The sequence below is a fragment of the Croceitalea sp. MTPC6 genome, assembly GCF_036985525.1.
Lineage (GTDB): Bacteria > Bacteroidota > Bacteroidia > Flavobacteriales > Flavobacteriaceae > Croceitalea.
The window spans coordinates 79108-99465 of record NZ_BTGR01000005.1; the positions used below are offsets into that span (position 1 = coordinate 79108).

Genomic DNA, 20358 nt, shown 5'->3' on the forward strand with positions numbered 1-20358 from the left:
TTGAGTTAGCCTCCCGATAGCTATCGAGATATAATTATTCTTTACCAGAAGAAATTCTTTTTTTAAGTGCGTCGAACATAATTGGTGTCGCAATAAATACCGAGGAGTACGTACCTACCATTACTCCCACGATCATTGCGAACATAAATCCTCTTAAAGATTCGCCACCAAAGACAAAGATTGCTAAAAGTACAATCAATGTGGTTAACGAAGTATTTAAGGTTCTACTTAAAGTACTGTTCAAAGCTTCATTTACATTGTTTCCACTTTTCCAACCTTTTAGGTTTACTATCTCTCTAATACGGTCAAATACAACCACAGTATCATTTAGGGAATACCCTATAACCGTAAGGATTGCCGCAATAAATGCTTGGTCAATTTCCATGTTAAATGGCATGATTGCACTTGTTATGGAGAAAATACCCAATACAATCATAACATCGTGGAATACCGCAACTACAGCACCTAAAGAGAATTGCCATTTTCTAAATCGCAATAAGATGTACAAGAAAACAACTGCCAATGAACCGATAATAGCCAGAAGTGCATTCTTTTTAATATCATCAGCGATTGTAGGACCTACTTTTACCGATTGCAAAATTCCTATTGATTTTTCTGAAGCGCCAACAGTAAAGTCCTCAAACGTAGTGCCATCTGGCAAATAATTTTGTAATGAGGTATATAATTTATTCTGAATCTCGGCATCAACTTCAATACCCTCCACATCAACCTTATATGGAGTAGTTACCTTAATTTGATTGGCATCTCCAAAAGTCTTCACATTAGTACCACTACCAAAAACATCATTTAATTCTGATGCGATTTCTGATGGATTCACAGCTTGCTCAAAACGAATTTGATACGAACGTCCACCTACAAAATCAACTCCCTGCTGTAGACCTTTTGTGAACAGTGAAAATGCACCAACACCAACTAGGATAAAGGAAATAACATAAGCAATCTTTCTTTTCCCCAAGAAATTGATAGTCATATTCTTGAACAGGTTTTTAGTAATACCTGTAGAAAACTGGAGGTCTCTTCCTTTTTTAGAAATGTACCAATCAACTAATAGTCTTGTTATAAAGATTGCTGTAAATAATGAAGTTACAATACCAATTAATAAAGTGGTAGCGAAACCTTTGATTGGTCCAGAACCAAATATAAAGAGGATAATTGCTGTTAAGCCCGTAGTAATGTTTGCATCTAAAATAGACGACAGTGCATTGCTAAATCCATCCGCAACTGCTTGAGCTTTTCCTTTACCTCTATCCAATTCTTCTTTGATACGCTCAAAAATAAGTACGTTAGCATCAACAGACATACCTATCGTCAACACAATACCTGCTATACCAGGTAATGTTAGTACAGCTCCCAAACTGGTTAAAACACCAAAAATCAACACGATGTTGAAAATCAATGCGATATCTGCAAAAATACCCGCTTTACCATAATAGAAAATCATCCAAAGCAATACAAAGGCCATGGCTATCATAAATGACATAAAACCACTATCAATAGCCTCTTGTCCTAAGGATGGACCCACAACTTCTGACTGAATAATTTCAGCGGAAGCTGGTAATTTACCTGCTCTTAGAACATTTGCAATATCTTTTGTTTCGTTTACCGTAAAAGTACCAGTGATCTCAGAACGTCCACCAGAAATAGGCCCTGTAGAGACACCAGGTGCAGTATATACTTTATTGTCCAAAACAATGGCAATACCTGTTTGGTTATTAAATGCATCACCCGTTAACCGCTCCCATTCTTTAGCACCACGAGTATTCATGGTCATGCTAACCGCAGGTTTGTTAAACTGGTCAAAGGTGTCTTGTGCATCTGAAACCACATCTCCGCTAATTCTTGGAGCACTTTCTCTGTTTGACTGTAGTGCATATAAACCAACCAATTCTGATTCGGCTGCTGGTCTTTCCCATGCAAACTTTGTGAATTGTACATCAGCTGGAAGCAGCCTTCTAATCTGTGTCATTCTCAAATATGATCCAACTTCAGCAGTATCCGACACTAGTACCCGTGCTATTGCATTATTTGTTCCAGGTAGCAGCTTACCAATCAAAGGATTGGCCAGTGGAGTTAAATCCAAAGAATCTTGTGCAACATCAGAAAGTAAAGAGTCTATTTCACTTTCGGGATTTTCTACCTCTTCCTCCTTTTCTTCTGGCTCTAGAATATCTTTAAGACGCTCGTTAGCATTAACAAAAAACTGGCCCAAGCTCTGGTTGTTCTGAGGATAGGTTTCCCAGAACTCCAATTGTGCAGTACTAGACAATAGCTCTTGTGCACGTGCGATATCTCTTGCACCAGGTAATTCTACCAAAATACGACCCGAATTTCCCTCACGTTGGATATTAGGTTGTGTAACACCAAAACCATCAATACGTTCACGCAATACTTCAAAAGCAGAAACAATTGACTCATCTATTTTTTGACGGATAACCGGTTTTACCTCATCATCGGACATCTGAAAATTAATGACATCACTTAAGCCCTTATTTGCAAAAATATCTGGTGACGCCAGTTTAGTATCTCCTTTAATGTTGTCGAAAGCATCAAAAAACAACTCTAAATAAGTATCATCACTATTTTTAGAAGCTTCATCTGCATCTGCGATAGCTTTATTAAAAATTGGGTTCTTGGTATTGTTTGCCAATCCTTTTAAAATATCTTTTACAGAAATTTGTAGTGTAACGTTGATACCACCTTTAAGGTCAAGACCTTTGTTTAATTCCCTCTTTTTAGCGTCATCATAATTGGTATATCCAAGAACTGGATTAGGACCAATAGAGTCCAAGTAAGATGCTTCTGCAGCTTCACGCTTAGCAACATAATCGTCTTCTGTTTCTGAAATTTTATTTACCGCATAAGTCTCGGCATCACCCTCAATCTTGCTCGTGATAAAAGTGTATGATAATTGATAGATGCTCACCAAACCAAAAAGGAATGCGAAAAGCTTTATAAGTCCTTTATTCTGCATTGATTACGTAATTTTTCTTAAACAGCGTGCAAATATATCATTTCAAATAGGATTTGCCAATAGAATTCTCCTAATTATGGTGTAGGTTCTGGAATGAAAAATGCCATTTCTAACCTTTAGGCAAGAAATGGCATTCATTATTTTTGAACAGATTATTTATTATAACTCCAATAATCCGTTGGTTTTAGTTACTCCTTCAGCACTTTCTTGCATCTTTGCCTTCTCAGCATCGGTCAAATCAATCTCCACTATTTTTTCGATGCCTTCCTTGCCCAAGACCACTGGTACACCAATACAGATATCGTTTAATCCATACTCTCCCTCTAAAAAGGTAGAACATGGAAATATTTTTTTCTGATCACATGCAATGGCCTGTACCAAACCAGAAACAGCAGCACCTGGGGCATACCAAGCACTGGTTCCAAGAAGTTTGGTTAAAGTTGCTCCACCAACTTTAGTGTCCTCCACAACTTGCTGCATTCTATCTTGACTTAAAAATTCTGAAACTTTAACGCTATTTCTAGCTGCATGGTTAATCAAAGGAACCATTCCCTTATCACTATGCCCGCCAATCACCATTCCATCAACATCAGAAATAGGAGCTCCCAATGCTTCTGCTAGACGATATTTAAAACGTGCGCTATCCAAAGCTCCACCCATACCTATAATTTTATGTTTAGGAAGGTTTGTGGTTTTATGTACCAAATAGGTCATGGTATCCATAGGGTTACTAACTACGATTAAAGTAACATTTGGCGATTGTTCAATAAGACTTTGGGAAACTGTTTTAACAATTCCAGCATTGATACCGATTAACTCTTCACGAGTCATCCCGGGTTTTCTTGGAATACCAGAAGTAATTACTGCAATGTCACTATTTGCAGTTTTTGAGTAATCACTGGTACTACCTGTAATTTTAGTGTCAAATCCATTTAACGAAGCGGTTTGCATTAAATCCATGGCCTTGCCTTCAGCATAACCTTCTTTAATATCCAACAATACTACTTCTGATGCGAAATTTTTAATAGCAATATACTCGGCGCAACTTGCTCCTACTGCTCCAGCTCCTACAACGGTAACTTTCATTTGTGTGTTTTTAAGAATTTTTTTGAATCGGTCAAAAATATGGATTTTTTAGGTCAAATAAGATGAAGACAAGTATTAATAGAGCATACAAATTTTGATTGATATGTTAAATAATAGTGCGCTTTAGCGAAGAAATAACTCTAAAATGGTCATACATCGAATTTTTGCAATACCAACTCCATTATTCCCGTTCTAATAGTCCCAAATTAAAGACATAACCTACTTAATCATGAAAAAGTTCTTTTCATTATTGGCCATTTTGGTCATTATTGCTGTGAGTAATTGTTCGGAAATTCCAGAAAACAATGACCCAATTCTAGGGATTTGGTCAAAATCAGAAATTCTATCCCAAGATGGAAAAAGTGGAGATGAAGTTCGTGAGGAATGGATTTTCAACGATGCATATCTTGGAAGGTATCACAGTTACACCAACAATGACTTAGAGTTCTATACAGATTTTAGTTGGAGCTTAGATGGTGAAACCTACACCATCATCTATACAGGAACGGATAAACCAACAGTAGAAGTAAATTTACATCAAGCTGCTGAACCAGAATTGTTAGCTCTTGAAAACGGAAGTACTTTTGCCGTTAGGGAATAATATAGACACTAAATGCGAATGAAGGAAAAAGCCCATAGCTATTAAGCTATGGGCTTTTCAAATTCTATATTCTGGTGTAAAACATGGTTACCTAAAACCAAAATTGATACCTGCTGTAAGTGTATTGAATTCTGCAATGTTATAATCTACATTTAATCTAAAGAAACCAAGTTTTAGCTTTGTTCCCACATTGGCAGTAACTCCACTTACTTCTCTTTTTATTGAAAAGGGGTCTTCTACCCTTTGAATAAAAGGACCAATACCTTCTTCATAAGTTCCTAAAACATCCGTAGTAGAATTACCTGTTATATAACCCAAACCACCGTAAAAATTTATTACAGGTAATTTGGTTGAGGCAACTGCTGCGAATGTCCAAGTAGAAAAAGTCGTCTCAATACGTTGATTTTCTCCTGCTAGTATCTGTTGATCTGTAAAATCGTAAGAAGCATCTAACTTTGAATATCCGATAACCGCTGATAAAGCTACTGGCATAACCTTATCTGCTGGAAGTATTTTGGTAAAATCATATTGTAGACCAGCGCCAAAAAGTCCAAACTCTACATCATCATCAAAACTAATATTAGGCAGAAAACGTGCTTTTACCTCAAGTCCCTTAACTAATCCAACGCTTGCTTGCACAAAAGCTGAAGGTACAAAATTTAACCCTTCTGAAGCCAAACCAGCTGGCAACTCGAATTCTTGACGTTCAGTTACTCCAGGAGCAACTTCAACCTCCACAAAAACCCGAACTCCTTCAATATCTCCAAGTGCAGAAGAAACTAACTGAGTGTCTGTTCTTGCATCGTTACCCCCTACCAACTGTAGATTGGTGTAATTGGCTTCGTCAAATAAGAAAGCCTTTTTGTCTTCTTTATTTTTAAAGCCAGTTATGTTACCAACAATTGAAATTTCAAAACCCCCTAAAGGTTTTGCATCTGCAGAATTGTACCAACCATTAGCCATACTGTAAATAGCAGCGTCAGATATTGGTCCAAAGTAATCGTTGGAAAAACGTTCTGCATCCTCGACCCCTGCGGCAAAAACATCACTAAAATCAGATTGGGCCATTAGTCCACAAGAGAAAAGGGACATTAAACTAAAAAAAACTATTTTCTTCATTTTGTCAGAATTTGCCTTAAAACTAAAAAACTCGCCCTGTAGGAGCGAGTTTTTGTTGTGAAAGTATTGTTATCTATACATCAATGTTCGCATAAACAGCATTTTTCTCTATGAATTCCCTTCTTGGAGGTACTTCATCACCCATCAACATGGAGAAAATACGGTCTGTTTCTGTAGCATTATCAATTGTTACCTGTCGTAAGGTTCTAAATTCTGGATTCATAGTGGTATCCCACAATTGTTCGGCGTTCATTTCACCAAGACCTTTGTATCGCTGTATACCAGCTGCACCTCCCATGGATTCAACAATTTCGTCACGTTCCTTGTCTGTCCATGCATAGCGCTTTTTAGAGCCTTTCTTCACCAAATATAATGGCGGTGTTGCAATGTAAACATGTCCGCCTTCTATCAATTCTCGCATATAACGGAAGAAGAAAGTTAGAATCAATGTCTCAATATGGCTACCATCCACATCAGCATCACACATAATCACAACTTTGTGATAGCGTAATTTCTCTAAATTCAATGCTTTACTATCCTCTTCAGTACCAATGGTGACACCTAGCGCAGTATAGATGTTTTTGATTTCTTCGTTCTCAAAAACTTTATGCTGCATCGCTTTCTCTACATTCAAAATCTTACCCCTAAGCGGAAGTATCGCCTGAAACATTCTATCACGACCTTGTTTTGCCGTTCCACCTGCAGAATCACCCTCTACCAAGAACACTTCACATTTAGTAGCATCTTGTTCGGAGCAATCCGATAGTTTCCCAGGAAGGCCACCAACACTCATTGGGTTCTTGCGTTGCACCATTTCACGCGCCTTCGCAGCAGCATGCCTTGCTTGTGCAGCAAGCTTCACCTTTTCCACAATTTGTTTTGCATCATCCGGGTGTTCTTCCAAATAATTGGTCAGCATTTCAGAAACTGCCTGGCTTACAGCACTGGTAACTTCCCTGTTACCCAGTTTTGTTTTGGTCTGACCCTCAAACTGGGGTTCAGCCACTTTTACGGAAACTATTGCTGTTAGACCTTCTCGGAAATCGTCCCCCGAAATCTCAAACTTCAATTTATCCAACATTCCAGAGTTGTCTGCATACTTCTTAAGAGTAGAGGTTAAACCTCTCCTGAAACCTGATAAGTGCGTTCCCCCTTCATGGGTATTGATATTATTCACATAAGAATGTAAATTCTCGGAATATCCAGTATTATATACCATTGCTACTTCCACTGGAATTCCATTCTTCTCCCCTTCCATAGAAATAACGTTCTCTATCAAAGGCTCACGAGTGGCATCTAAAAACTTGATAAATTCTTTTAGACCTTCTTCCGAATAAAAAGATTCAGAAATAAACTCGCCCTTCTCATCTTTATTTCGTTTGTCCGTTAGATTAATTCGTACACCTTTATTCAAATACGCAAGCTCACGCATTCTGTTCGCAAGCGTTTCATAGTTATACTCTATAGTTTGCGTAAAGATGGTATCATCGGGGGTAAAAGTGACTACGGTGCCTCTTTCTTTGGTCTCACCAATACTTTTTACTGGATATTGTGATTTTCCACGTTCATACTCCTGCTCCCAGATTTTTCCTTCCCTATAGACCGTCGCCTTTAGATGGCTCGATAATGCGTTCACACAGGATACACCAACACCATGCAATCCACCAGAAACCTTGTATGAATCCTTATCAAACTTACCTCCAGCACCTATTTTGGTCATTACCACTTCCAAAGCAGAAACTCCTTCTTTCTTGTGAAGTCCAACTGGAATACCACGTCCGTTATCTTGTGTAGTTATAGAATTGTCTTCATTGATAGTGACCGATATGGTATCGCAATGGCCACCCATCGCTTCATCAATCGAGTTATCCACTACTTCATAAACCAAATGATGCAAACCTCTAGTTCCAACATCTCCAATGTACATGGAGGGTCGCATACGCACATGTTCCATACCCTCTAGGGCCTGAATACTATCTGCGGAATATTGATTTTTTTTAGCCTCTTCGCTCATAAATTTTTTACTAAGTTATTTTGCGTTTTTCAAATCTTACAAATATAACCAATACCCAATAAAATTAGGGGTTTGTGCTATGTTGATACCCTCAAGTTATTAACAATAATTGTGGAAAATATTATACTCTTTTAAAGGTTGATTTTTACTAAAAAAGTTCCTGAAAACATAAGGAGCAACACGATATGTTGCTCCTTACTAACTAATTAAAATGAATGAAAAAATTGTTCCCACGCTCACATATGGGAAATCAATTACTTTATATATGCATCATCATGAACATTCGCTACCGCCCTACCAGACGGGTCATTCATATTCATAAATGCTTCATCCCATTCCAATGCTATTTTGGTGCTGCAGGCAACAGAAGGCTCTTGAGGGACGCTTAAAGCAGCTGCATCAGAGGGAAAATGCCCTTCAAAAATACTTCTGTAATAATATTCTTCTTTTGAAGTAGGGGTTTGAATTGGAAACTTAAAGTGGGCGTTTTTCAACATTTCGTCACTCACTTCAGTTGCAACCACATCTTTTAAGGTATCTATCCAACTATAACCTACACCGTCTGAAAATTGCTCTTTTTGCCTCCAGGCCACGCTTTCAGGCAAATACGATTCAAATGCCTTACGAACTACCCATTTTTCCATTCGTTCCCCATTAATCATCTTATCTTTTGGGTTAATGCGCATGGCCACATCCATAAATTCTTTGTCTAAAAACGGAACACGTCCTTCTATGCCCCAAGCTGCTAAACTTTTGTTTGCGCGCAAACAGTCATACATGTGCAACTTATCTAGTTTACGCACCGTTTCTTCATGAAAATCTTTAGGACTTGGTGCTTTATGAAAATATAAATATCCACCAAACAGCTCATCTGCCCCTTCTCCAGAAAGCACCATTTTAATACCCATGGATTTTATAACACGTGCCATTAAATACATTGGCGTACTGGCTCGAATGGTAGTAATGTCATAAGTTTCAAGGTTATAAATAACATCTTTAATAGCATCCAAGCCTTCTTGAATTGTAAACTTGATCTCGTGATGTACCGTTCCAATATGGTCCGCGACTTTTTGCGCAGCAGCAAGGTCTGGAGAACCCTCCAATCCTACAGAAAATGAGTGTAACTGTGGCCACCAAGCGTCTTTGGTACTTCCAGATTCAATCCGTTTTTGAGCATATTTTTTCGCCAGTGCCGACGTGACTGAAGAGTCTAAGCCACCAGACAGTAGAACACCATATGGCACATCCGACATTAGTTGTCTTTTGACCGCAGCATCCAAAGCATCATGAATTTCTTTAATACTAGTTTCATTCTCTTTTACCGCCTCGTAATCCATCCAATCACGTTGGTACCAACGCACAAACTCTCCAGTAGAACTGTGCATATAGTGTCCTGGAGGGAATAATTCTATTTTTGAACAAGTTCCTTCCAACGCTTTAAGCTCTGAAGCGACATAAAATGTTCCGTTTTTATCCCAACCTATGTATAGTGGGATAATACCCATATGGTCCCTAACGATAAAATATTCGTCTTTTTCCGTATCGTAAATGGCAAAACCAAATATTCCATTCATTTCATCTATAAAATCAACTCCTTTTTCCTGATAGAGAGCCAAAATAACCTCGCAATCTGAAGCGGTGCTGAAATCATATTTACCTTCAAACTGTTTTCTCAATTCGCTATGGTTATATATTTCTCCATTAGCGGCTAAAACCAGTTTTCCATCACTACTGAACAAAGGTTGTTTTCCAGATGTTGGATCTACAATCGCCAAACGTTCGTGAGCCAAAACTGCATTTTCATTAGCAAATATTCCACTCCAATCCGGACCACGGTGTCTAATTTTTTTAGACATTTCCAACAATTGAGGGCGCAATACCTCTGTACTTTCCTTTACATCAAACGCGCATACAATTCCACACATAATTAAATATTTATAACAATTTTAAATCAAATATGATTCAAATGTTACATTTAAAAAACATTGAATAGTATTTAACTTACATTTTTTAATATTAAAATGATTAAAATGTATAAATTAAAATAACTTTAAGGACAATCAATCTAAAATATTTCACTTTAAAAGTTTATAAAATTTAACGTCTCTTTATAAATGGTAGAATAAAATATCAGGTAGTTTTGAGACTTAATAAATAATCCTAATTATGAAAAAAATAGTTGCTATTGCATTTTTTGCAATGACTTTAATTTTTAGTACTGAAGCTGAAGCTCAAAAATTTGGAGGTTTGGACAAAAGTCCTGCTGATATCGCATCTTTCCCAACCAGTTACAGAGTATCTGACAAATCTGTAAAAGTTGTCTATAGTAGACCACAATTAAAAGGGCGTAGTATGTCCGAATTGGCACCTGCTGGAAAGGTATGGCGTACTGGAGCAAATGAAGCTCCTGAAATTACTTTTTACAAAGACGTGACTTTTGGTGGGAAAAGTGTAAAAGCTGGCACATACGCCCTGTTTACTATTCCCGGAACCGATGAATGGACCGTGGTTTTAAACAACAACTTAAACCAATGGGGAGCTTATTCTTATGATAATTCTGCTGATGTTATTAGAGTTACTTCTAAAGTAAGTTCTGATTCTGAATCTTTAGAGGCATTTTCGATGGCTTTTAAAGAGGTAGAAGGTGGTGCGCATTTAGTAATGGGATGGGGAACCACAAGAGTTGCTACTCCAATTATGTTCTAGAAGCAAGTTTTCACAAAAATTAAAAAGCTTCTAGACAACTGTTTAGAGGCTTTTTAATTGAAAACTATTTCACCTTTTCTCCGCTAACAAAAACTTGTTCTGCTTCTAAATTAGGAATATCAGTCACGGGAACTTGCATAATATCATCGCTTAGAATCACAAAATCAGCTTTTTTTCCTATTTCTATACTCCCTTTTTCTTCTTCTTCAAAATTGGAGTAGGCGGCCCAAATGGTCATTCCTTTTAAAGTTTCTTCCCTAGATAAGGCATCTTTCATCTGAAATCCACCTTCTGGATAGTTTTCTAAATCTTGTCTCACCACAGCTGCATAGAACGTTAAAAAAGGATTTACTTTCTCTACGGGAAAATCGGTTCCTAAAGCCACAATACCAGCTTTGTCCAGTAAAGTTTTAAATGCATATGCCCCCTTTACCCTTTCTTCTCCCAGTCTATCTTTGGCCCAATACATATCGCTTGTTGCATGCGTTGGTTGTACCGAAGGAATGATTCCATTTTTAAAATAATCAAAATCTTGCTGTGAAACTACTTGTGCATGTTCTACTTTCCAACGTCTATCACCCTTATCTTTCAAAACATTTTCGTAGGCCCTTAGCACTACAATGTTTGCAGAATCCCCAATAGCATGGGTATTCATTTGATATTCTGAAGCCGCTATGCGTTCTGCTAATGCTTCGATTTCACTAACTGGAGTGACCATTGCACCAAAATGACCAGACTTATCTGAATATGGAGCTCGCAAAGCTGCTCCTCTTGAACCTAAAGCACCATCACCATATACCTTAACCGAACGCACATTCAATTTATCTGTTTTTACAATACCTTTTGGAAGGTAATAGTCTAAATTCTTCTGGTTATTACTTATCATGGCGTAGACTCTAATATCCAATTCACCAACTTTTTGTAAACTATCTATCAATTCAATGGTAGCTTTATTTAGTCCCGCATCATTAACGGTTGTCAATCCGTAATCAAAACATAGCTTTTCTGCATCTTTTAAAGCTTGTATTTGAGTTTTTACGGTAGGCTTAGGAACTACTGCATCTATCATTCCTATTGGGTTATCAACCAAGACTCCTGTTAAATTTCCATTGCCATCCTTAACAATTTCTCCTCCTTCTATCCGGGTATCTTTGGTAATTCCAGCTAAATCCAGTGCTTTCTGGTTCACTAAATATGCATGACCATCAACACGCTCTAGTGCTACAGGAATATCTGGAAATAATTCGTCTAACTTATTTTTTGTCGGAAATTCTTTTACCTCCCAATCGTTTTGGTCCCAACCTCGACCAAGAATAAAATTTGAAGGCTTCTCTTTTTGAAAATCAGCTACTTTTTGAAGAATCTCATCATAACTAGCTGTTCCTGTTAAATTCACAACTTGTTGATTTAGGCCCAATCCATAAAAATGGCAATGTGCATCAATTAGACCAGGGACAATGGTTTTGCCTTTAGCGTCCAAAACTTCCTTTGCACTATATTTTGAAGTTATGCCAGTATCACTGGAAACCGACAGAAATTTTCCGTCCTTTACAACTATTGCACTTGCTTGCGAAAAAGCATCGTCAACCGTATAAATGTTTGCATTGTAAACAATGAAGTCAACTTCTTCTTTACTATTGCAAGAAAAAAGTAGTCCTAAAATGATGATTGCTGATAAATATAATTTCATTTGGAAAGTTGTTTTCCCAAAAATACACAATCATCTAATTATGATATAGCTTATTTATTGCCTAAATCTGTCATTACAAATTCTACCCTACGATTCTTTTCTTTAACTCTCCCGTTTCTAAGTGGTTTGGTGTCACCAGCACCTTCCCAAACTACACGGTTATCGTCTATACCAAGCTTTTTAAGGTACAATGCTACCGCCCTTGCTCTTAATGAAGATATAAACTTGTTATATTCTGGGTTACCAACATTGTCCGAGTGTCCAGTAATTTTCATTTGAACTTTGGCATTTTCTTTTAAAAACTTAAAAATCTTTTTGACGCTAGCTATCGCTTCTTTGTCCAATTCATAACCCTTTGGTTCGAACGGATTACGCTCCAGTACATAGATTTTATCCTTTTCATAATTGATTCTGGGCTGTTCCTCAAGCATAAAATCATCCACATAATAATAAGAGAAATCTTTGGATAGTACAGAACGCTCGTTATTTAGCAGTTGTGTATTTACATTGTTCTGAAAGTTGCCAACAATTATATGGTTTTCAAAACCTTTTGCCTCAAACTCCCCAGACAGCGTGACCCAACCATCCATGTCTGCCATGGATTTATCTGGTGAAAGTCTTACTTCATAAAATTCAACCCCATCCTGCAAGTCTAATTTTGAAGGAGTTAAAGCACTACTATTGGGGACTTTCACATTCGTATTGGTTAAAACAATTGACATACCCTTTAAGGCTAAACTGGAAGTTTCTGCCAAACTAACTTTTAATGATACTTTATATGGGAATTTTTTTCTGAGTGTTTTAGAAGTGTTCATCTGAATGTACTCACGATAGTCATTCAATGCGAAAAAGTATAAACCCGCATAACCATTGCCTTCAGCTGCTTTTTGTGCGCCCTTAAAATTATTGGGAACAGCAAAATCCCCTGTCCCGCATTCGTTAAAATAATCTCCTGAACTAGATGTTGGCAAAGATACATCCTCCACTAAGGCGTTAAAATTTGTAATGTTGGAAGGACAGATTTTATAGTCCTCAAACCCTGGGTTCAAGATTAAGTTTTGACCAAAGAATAAGGTACTCTGTAAAAAAAATATACCTACAATAAATAAACTACGAGAATAAAAATGCACCATACTACTTATGTTAATTTTCGGTTCTCGTACCGCAAATAAAAACGATGCTTTTTATCTAATATTGTTTTTTCTTAATTTTTTAGCCATTAAATTTTTAAACTGTTCTTTACATACTAATTTTCAATAAAATACGTTATTATAATCCAAATCTTACAAAAATGCACAAATTAACCCTTGTGCTCCTATTAACACTTATCCCTGCCCTTGGCTTATGCCAAAACACGGTTACTGGGAAAATTGTTGATGAGCTAGGACTTCCTATTTACCTGGCGTCTGTTGAAATTGATCAAACAGATAAAGTAGTCTATACCGATTATGACGGTAATTTTACACTTACCAGCAAAAAAGACTTTCACTGGAAAATCAACATTTCGTCCACGGGTTATAAATCTGAATCTTTCTTTGTTTTGGACGGAGGAAAAACTGAAGCTCTGGTATTAGAGTATGATGAAGAAATGAAAAAGTTGTTTGAAGGTGACTCAAATCTTAACCAAAAGGCCTTAAGAATTTTTAAAAAAAGATTCCATTTATTTCCTAAGCCTAAAAACTCACTTGCTGGTTCCTTTAATTATAAATAATGCGGAAAGTGTTCTTCCACTATGTCATGTATCTTTCAACACTAAGTGGTTTATTCTTAAAACCTCTAACTTGGCCAATACTTTTAGCTTTACTTGCATCATCAGGGTTTAGTGAAGTAGTTAAAATTACTACTACAATGTACCCTTTTTGTCCTTCTTCCAACTTTTTATATTCTTCCAAAAATTCCCATCCATCCATGGCGAGCATATTTATATCCAAAAAAATTACATCTGGTTGGGGATATATATCATCCTTCATTTTTGTCAAATAGTCCAAAGCATTATATCCATTTTGCATAGAAACTACCTGCTCATCACAATCCGCCTGCTTAATTACTATTTTATAACTATTTTCAGTGGTTAAAGTAAGAAAAGTAGTATGAATGGATTATCTATTCTTCAGATAATAAAAACTCGACCCTTCTATTTTTCTTCCTTCCGTTATCGGTTTTATTGGAAGCCAAAGGTCTAGAGCTTCCATACCCCATATACTTGACACGTTTTTGTGATAATCCGGCATCAATTAGGTAATCTGCAATTGTCTTAGCCCTTTTATTTGATAGGATTTCATTGTAATTCTGACTACCATAATTATCTGTATGCCCAGTAATGGTAATTTTTATTGTTGGATTTGCCATTAGAAAATCTAGCAATGCATCAATATCCAATTTAGCCCTTTTGCTAAATTCAAACCTATCAAAATCAAATAATATATTTTTGAATTCGTGGATGCTATCCAACTGGTAGAATACTTCATTTTTTAAGCCATTCTCTAGAACTAAGGAAACCTCATCTATGTAATAATATGCTCCCTTTTTAGTTTCCTTTCTTTTGGTCTGTACCTTTCTGGTAAGTTTGTTATTTCTGATGTTTCCAAGCAACAAATACTTTTCATACCCTTTAGCAGTAAAAGTAGTAGTCACTTTTAGCCAGTCACTTTTATCTTCATGAAACTTAGGATGGTTTATTTCAAAAGAATGAAATTTGTTTCCTTTAATACTATACAAACGCCCTTTTGATAATTCTTTTTTGGTATTTACAGCTATTGGTTTGTAAGAGCATACCACTCCAAAATCTTTAACTGCAAAATCAGAACCTTCTGCCAAACTAACATAAAAGCTTAATACATATTCTTTTTCTGGTCTAAGCTTGTTCTTTAATTCTACCTGCACATATTCCCTATAATCGCCTGGAGCATAAAAGTATAAGCCTGAGTACGCTTCACCATCTTTTGGGTGTTGAATCCCATTAAAATTTTCCGGAGCGCTCATTACCGAGCTACAGGTATTAAAATAGTCCGTAGAACCTGCCGTTGGGGTGGACCATGACTTTACATGGGCATTAAAGGTTCCAAGTGTATTTGGGCATTCATGGTAATCTTCAAAACTTGGGTTTTTGACCAAATTTTGTGCTAAAACATGATAAGCATTGAAATAAAGAAGAACTATTACAAAATATAGAGCTGACCGCATACAATCCTAAGATAAGAAAATTGTAATGCTTGAAAAGAGATTCCAACTTTCACAAGACTAGAAATCAAACTTATATGAAACTCCTGCTAAAGCCTGAAAACCTTGTACTTGAAAATTAGTCCAACGCTGGTAATTATTGTTTGCAATATTAGAAGCTTTCGCAAAAATTGAGAGCTGGTCATTAAATCTGTATCCTATATGCGCATTTGCATCAAAAAAACTATCTAAAGTCACTATTGTTGATGGGAACAAATTTGGAGGTGTATTCGCCTGGGCAGTTGAGACTAAATCTTCACGTTCACCTACAAAGAACAGGTTTGCACCCATAAACCATTGTTCGGAAATTTGATAATCCATAAATAAAGAGCCTTTTAAATTGGGCAAGTTCCATGCAGGATTATCTGTCTCTGTAGTATAATTATAAACTTCAGCATTTAACCTAAGGGTAAAATTCCGATTTACATCTACACTAAGTTCACCAAAAACTCCAAGGGTTTTTACATCATCATAAAACACCTGAAAAGAATTGCCGTATGTATATCCTCCTTCATCATCTCGGAATAAGTTCTGTGGATTTAACAAAAATAAAGGCCTTCTATTTTCTGCGGTATAAGAACCTTTAATATTGTAGCCCACATTAGAAAACAATTGCCCCTTAAATCCCGCATAAGCCTCATATTGCTGATCGGTAGGCTGTATCGTCAACGTTGGAGAAACATAGGGGTTTTCATTTACAAAGTCGTAGTATGAGTTTTGTTTTAACTGCCCTTCTAGTCCTCCATAAGCTATAACCTGTTCATCTAAAAGACGGTATGATGCTGTAACTGCCGGATAAATGTAAAAATTACCCGCACTGTTTTCAATATCCATCCCATAGACAAAATTTGCTCCTAAATTTAGCGTCAAATCATCTCGTAAAACCAATAAACTCGGATTTACAGAAACCTGAAATAACCCATAATCAATTTCTGAAGTATTCTCTGTATTATTTAAGCTAGCATTTTTAAAGTTTCCACTTATATAATCCAGCTTTGTATTTATGGTTACCAATTCTTCAGTAATTGGAAGTTCAATTGATGGCTCCATCACCACCCTGTTTTCGCCTGATTCCAACCCATCCCAAAAACGTCTCACTAAAATTTTACCACTCTTAAAGAAAGAGTCTTCTAAATTTAAATGTGCTTTTGCTTCTGCGTTGAGGTAATTCTGGCGCTCATCAATACCTGCCACTTGGGTTTCCGTAAAAGTTCCTCTTTCAATACCATACCAATTATATAATTGATGCTGCAAACCAATACTAGCACCCCAGTCCATATCACTATCTTTTTTGGCATAGGAAACATCAAACTTTGTATCGTAAAAATCAGTTTCTAAAGGCGTACTGTCAATATTGCCTCGTGAGGAATGATGACTTAAGCCTAAATCTAACAAATCTTCACCCCTATTAAATTCTCTACTGGTGTAAAAATCCACCAAAGCATTATTAAAATTGCCCAATCCAACTGATGCATAAGAATTGTACAGGGTTGGCGGCGGTGTTTTCTCTACTCGTGACGCTTTCCCTTTAGCAGGTGTGAATGTAGAGGCCACGGGTACCGAAAAAATACTATACGTAATGTTCTTTTTTTGAAGTACAATTGAATCATTTAAACTAGGAACTGATTTAATCTTAAAGGCATCTGAGACGGTTGGCGTATATGGTTTGACCACGGTAACCGTCTCAGTACCAATATCTTCAGTTTCTTGGGCCTGAACCACCCCAAAAAGGCTCAAAACAATGATGGATAATAGTTTATATGAATTTGACATTTTCTTTTTTTAGTTCTCGTTTGGATTGATTGATGAATTGATTTCCGCTTCTCGAGCTTTAATGAGGGAAAGCTCCCCCTTTGCTTCAGCTACAATATCATTGAACTCAGCAAAATTTTCAATGACGCTTTCTAAAATATAGGTAGCTTGGAAAGCATCTCCCAAAGCATAGAAGTTCTTTGCCATTAGTACCAGTCCTTTCCCACCCCATTCTTTGTAAGAAGCGTAATCTTTTGCCAATTTCTGCACTGATGCATTGGAAGCTTCAAAGTCTTGATTTTTATTTTTAAAGTAGGCATCGTAATACCAAGCTTCCGCAGCGGTTTCACCCGTAGCTATTTTTTTAACCTGTACAAAGGCAGTTTCTGCTCGTTGCTCATCTCCAGTTTCTATAGCTGAGCGTGCAATCATTATTTGAGCATCACTCTTAATACGGTTATCAATCTTTGGGGCATTTAACACCTTTTCAGCGTAAGCCAATGTTTGCTCATAATTCTTTTGTCCATAGTAACCCTTCATAAGGTTAGACTGCGCAAAAGTTCTGTTTTGTACTATCTCAGCTGTATTTTCAAGTTGTTGTAAGTATGGAATTGCACTTTGGTAATCTTCTCTTCCCACATAAATCTCACAGACTCTAGTAAGTGCTTGTTCTGCATATTCCCCTGCACCATTTTTGGTCACATTTTTAAATCTTACAAGGGCTTTTTCTTTATCTCCATTAGAAAAATAAAGTTGTGCTAAGTTGAAATTGGCTTTGATTGATTCTGAACCGTTGGGAAACTCTTTTAAATAATCTTCATATCCCCGCATGGCTGCAGCTGTGTTTCCTTGTGCATATTTTCTATCTGCTGCTTCAAAACTGGCAGCATCCAATTCGGAATCCGTTACTTCAACAAAATCTAAATTTCGTACCCAAGAGGCATATTCGCTTACCCTACCCAAATCCACATAAACCAACTTAGCTGTAGAAACTGCTTGTTTGGCTTCAGGGGTGTTTGGATATTGCGCCACTACATTCTTTAGCTTTGCTAGTGCCTGCTCATTTCTATTGGAATTATAATGCACTAAACCTTGGCGTAGCATCGCCCTTGGTGCAAATTTGCTTTTACTGAATTGACTTATTAATTTATCATAAGTTGAAAGGCCTTGAGCTTCTTTATCCGTCTTTACGTAAGTGTTACCGAGCTCAAACAACGCATCATCGCGTAATATTGATTTTGGGTAACGATTAATAAACTGATTAAGTCCATCTATTTTTGCTGAGTTGTTTCCTATAAACCCGCTACATATTGCTTTCTGGAAAGCAGCATAATCTCGCTCTGGGCCGTTTAATTTAGAAGAAGAATCATAAGCTGAAATTGCAGCTTTGTAATTACTGGTAACAAAATAACTGTCTCCCAATCGCAGGAAAGCATCATTTTTTCTTTCTTCATCTATATCTGATTGTGAAACATTTTTAAAATAGCCAATCGCACTTTTGTAATCCTTCAGTTTAAAATGACAATACCCCAAATTATAATCCAACTGACTGTATTCTGGAACGTTTTTAGCATTTGGGGTTTTTCTAAATTGCTCAAAGGCAACTAAAGCATCATCAAAACGATTTAATCTATAAGCAGATTCTGCTTTCCAATATTGTGAACGAACTTCATAAGTAGGGTTCTCAGCTTTTTTTAGTGATTTGGAAAAACGCTCCAAAGCATCTTCATATTTGGCATCAACAAAAAGCTCCACCCCACTATAAAATGCAACTTTTTGGTAAGTTTCGTCACTTGCATAGCTGGCATTCTTCTCCAACAACTCCATAGCACCATCAAAGTTTTTAGAGGTTATGTACGAATCTACCAGCAACTCTTGTAATTCTTCTTGATGTTCGTCTTTTGGATATTTCTCTAAATAAGTGGTCATCACCTGAGGAACGGGCTCATAGGCATTCCCTATTTCATAGCTCAAACGGGCATAATTTAAAAGCGCGTCTTTTTCAATTTCAGGATTAAAATCCATCTGGGAGGCATTCCTAAATGCATTTAGCGCCTCAGGTTTTTTATCCAGTTTTAAATAACATTCCGCCAAATGGTAATAGGCATTTTGAGCTACACTATTAGAACCACCAATGATTTTATTGAACTGTCCAATGGCAGATTCAAAATCGCCCTGTTTGTAATGGCTATAACCAAGTAAATAATAATCTGTGTTGTTAAACCGACCACGTTTTCCTTTATATTTCTTTAAATAGGGAATAGCTTCATCATATCTTTCTAGATTAAAATAACTCTCACCAATTATTTTATTTAATTCAGATATTTCCCGCCTATCTGATTTTGGCAATTGTTTTTTTGCCATTTCAATAGCCTTATCAAAATTGCCCAACTTGAAATTTAAGTCAGCCTGATAGTATGAAAGTTTTTCTTCTAAAAGTTTAGGGTCGGTAATTTTATCAAAACGCGCACTCGCTTCATCATAATCATCCTGTTCATAGGCAATGTACCCTAAATAATATTTGGCTTGTGAACCATATTTTCTGGAATTGCTTACTCTGGTCAGGTAACGCTCCGCTTCTTTTGGTTTTTTTGACGCATAAAGTGCATAGCCGTTATTAAAGTTGAAACGTTCCTCATCATTATGGGACATTGCACTTTTATCCACTTTTTTATACCATTTTAGTGCATAGGGATATTTTCCTGTTTCAAAATAATAATCTGCCACATCCATAAAAGCAGAGTTCCTTTTGGTGGATGTAGGATAACGTTCCACAAAATCTTCCATTAGTTTATCCGCACCACGTTGATTTAAACGTATAGCGGCATTAGCAGCATAATAACTACTATTGGCCTCAGTCTCATAATCGCTAGTGGTAGCCTTTACTTTTTCAAAGAGTGCTTGCGATGCTTGATACTGCTGATTATTATACAGCGCTAAGGCATCTTGAAATTGCTTCTGTTCGTGAGAGTAAATCTTGGTTTCTTGTGCAGTGCACAAAAGGCTAAATCCTAAGAAAAATAGGAATAGAATTGCAGTGGTTCTCCGATTCATAGTGTTCTACGCTGTTCTCGATTGATGATACCATAACGTCAAAATTCACGCCAAAGTATATTTAAGAGTTCTCAAAATTTAACATCCATAGTATTTTTAGAACTTCGTACCTTTATTTTATTAAA

The 20358-nt window shown here is 36.8% G+C and carries 14 protein-coding genes; 3 read left to right on the forward strand and 11 right to left on the reverse strand.

Annotated features, from left to right (window positions below; genetic code table 11):
• Positions 1 to 34 precede the first annotated feature (34 nt).
• A complete protein-coding gene (gene secDF / locus AACP56_RS10735; protein WP_339338027.1) occupies positions 35 to 2992 on the reverse strand; it encodes a protein translocase subunit SecDF in 2958 nt (985 codons plus the stop codon).
• 159 nt (positions 2993 to 3151) lie between these two features.
• On the reverse strand, positions 3152 to 4078 hold the full coding sequence (gene mdh / locus AACP56_RS10740; protein WP_339338025.1) for a malate dehydrogenase: 927 nt from the start codon (positions 4076 to 4078) through the stop codon (positions 3152 to 3154).
• 229 nt (positions 4079 to 4307) lie between these two features.
• Here mdh and AACP56_RS10745 point away from each other — a divergent pair, with 229 nt between their 5' ends.
• Positions 4308 to 4679: a hypothetical protein gene (locus tag AACP56_RS10745; RefSeq protein ID WP_339338023.1), complete on the forward strand. Its 372-nt coding sequence runs from the start codon at positions 4308 to 4310 to the stop codon at positions 4677 to 4679.
• An 87-nt stretch (positions 4680 to 4766) separates the two neighbouring features.
• Here AACP56_RS10745 and AACP56_RS10750 read toward each other — a convergent pair whose 3' ends face one another.
• The 3 genes from AACP56_RS10750 to asnB form a co-directional block, all read right to left on the reverse strand.
• Positions 4767 to 5798 carry a DUF6588 family protein gene (locus AACP56_RS10750; RefSeq protein WP_339338021.1) on the reverse strand — a complete coding sequence of 344 codons (1032 nt, stop codon included), beginning with the start codon at positions 5796 to 5798 and terminating at the stop codon, positions 4767 to 4769.
• Between the two features lie 73 nt (positions 5799 to 5871).
• Positions 5872 to 7812, reverse strand: coding sequence for a DNA topoisomerase (ATP-hydrolyzing) subunit B (gyrB, locus tag AACP56_RS10755; protein WP_339338019.1), 1941 nt, complete (start codon positions 7810 to 7812; stop codon positions 5872 to 5874).
• A gap of 254 nt (positions 7813 to 8066) precedes the next feature.
• Positions 8067 to 9737 (reverse strand): asparagine synthase B, encoded by a 1671-nt coding sequence (asnB, locus tag AACP56_RS10760; RefSeq protein WP_339338017.1) that lies wholly within the window; start codon positions 9735 to 9737, stop codon positions 8067 to 8069.
• 241 nt (positions 9738 to 9978) lie between these two features.
• Here asnB and AACP56_RS10765 point away from each other — a divergent pair, with 241 nt between their 5' ends.
• Complete coding sequence (locus AACP56_RS10765) at positions 9979 to 10518, forward strand: DUF2911 domain-containing protein (protein WP_339338015.1); 540 nt, start codon at positions 9979 to 9981, stop codon at positions 10516 to 10518.
• Between the two features lie 64 nt (positions 10519 to 10582).
• Here AACP56_RS10765 and AACP56_RS10770 read toward each other — a convergent pair whose 3' ends face one another.
• Both AACP56_RS10770 and AACP56_RS10775 read right to left on the reverse strand, forming a co-directional pair.
• Positions 10583 to 12208, reverse strand: a complete 1626-nt coding sequence (locus AACP56_RS10770) for an amidohydrolase (protein ID WP_339338013.1) — start codon at positions 12206 to 12208, stop codon at positions 10583 to 10585.
• 50 nt (positions 12209 to 12258) lie between these two features.
• A complete protein-coding gene (locus AACP56_RS10775) occupies positions 12259 to 13341 on the reverse strand; it encodes an OmpA family protein (protein ID WP_339338011.1) in 1083 nt (360 codons plus the stop codon).
• A 158-nt stretch (positions 13342 to 13499) separates the two neighbouring features.
• Between AACP56_RS10775 and AACP56_RS10780 the strand changes: the two genes are divergently transcribed.
• Positions 13500 to 13919 (forward strand): carboxypeptidase-like regulatory domain-containing protein, encoded by a 420-nt coding sequence (locus AACP56_RS10780; protein ID WP_339338009.1) that lies wholly within the window; start codon positions 13500 to 13502, stop codon positions 13917 to 13919.
• A gap of 19 nt (positions 13920 to 13938) precedes the next feature.
• Here the strand turns inward: AACP56_RS10780 and AACP56_RS10785 are convergent, their stop codons facing one another.
• The 4 genes from AACP56_RS10785 to AACP56_RS10800 are packed head-to-tail and all read right to left on the reverse strand — an operon-like array spanning position 13939 to position 20233.
• Positions 13939 to 14304 carry a response regulator gene (locus tag AACP56_RS10785; protein ID WP_339339953.1) on the reverse strand — a complete coding sequence of 122 codons (366 nt, stop codon included), beginning with the start codon at positions 14302 to 14304 and terminating at the stop codon, positions 13939 to 13941.
• Positions 14305 to 14311: 7 nt separating this feature from the next.
• Positions 14312 to 15391, reverse strand: a complete 1080-nt coding sequence (locus AACP56_RS10790) for an OmpA family protein (protein WP_339338007.1) — start codon at positions 15389 to 15391, stop codon at positions 14312 to 14314.
• A gap of 57 nt (positions 15392 to 15448) precedes the next feature.
• Positions 15449 to 17200: a TonB-dependent receptor domain-containing protein gene (locus tag AACP56_RS10795; RefSeq protein ID WP_339338005.1), complete on the reverse strand. Its 1752-nt coding sequence runs from the start codon at positions 17198 to 17200 to the stop codon at positions 15449 to 15451.
• Between the two features lie 9 nt (positions 17201 to 17209).
• Entirely contained in the window at positions 17210 to 20233 is a 3024-nt protein-coding gene (locus AACP56_RS10800; protein ID WP_339338003.1) for a tetratricopeptide repeat protein, read from the reverse strand.
• Positions 20234 to 20358: the final 125 nt, after the last annotated feature.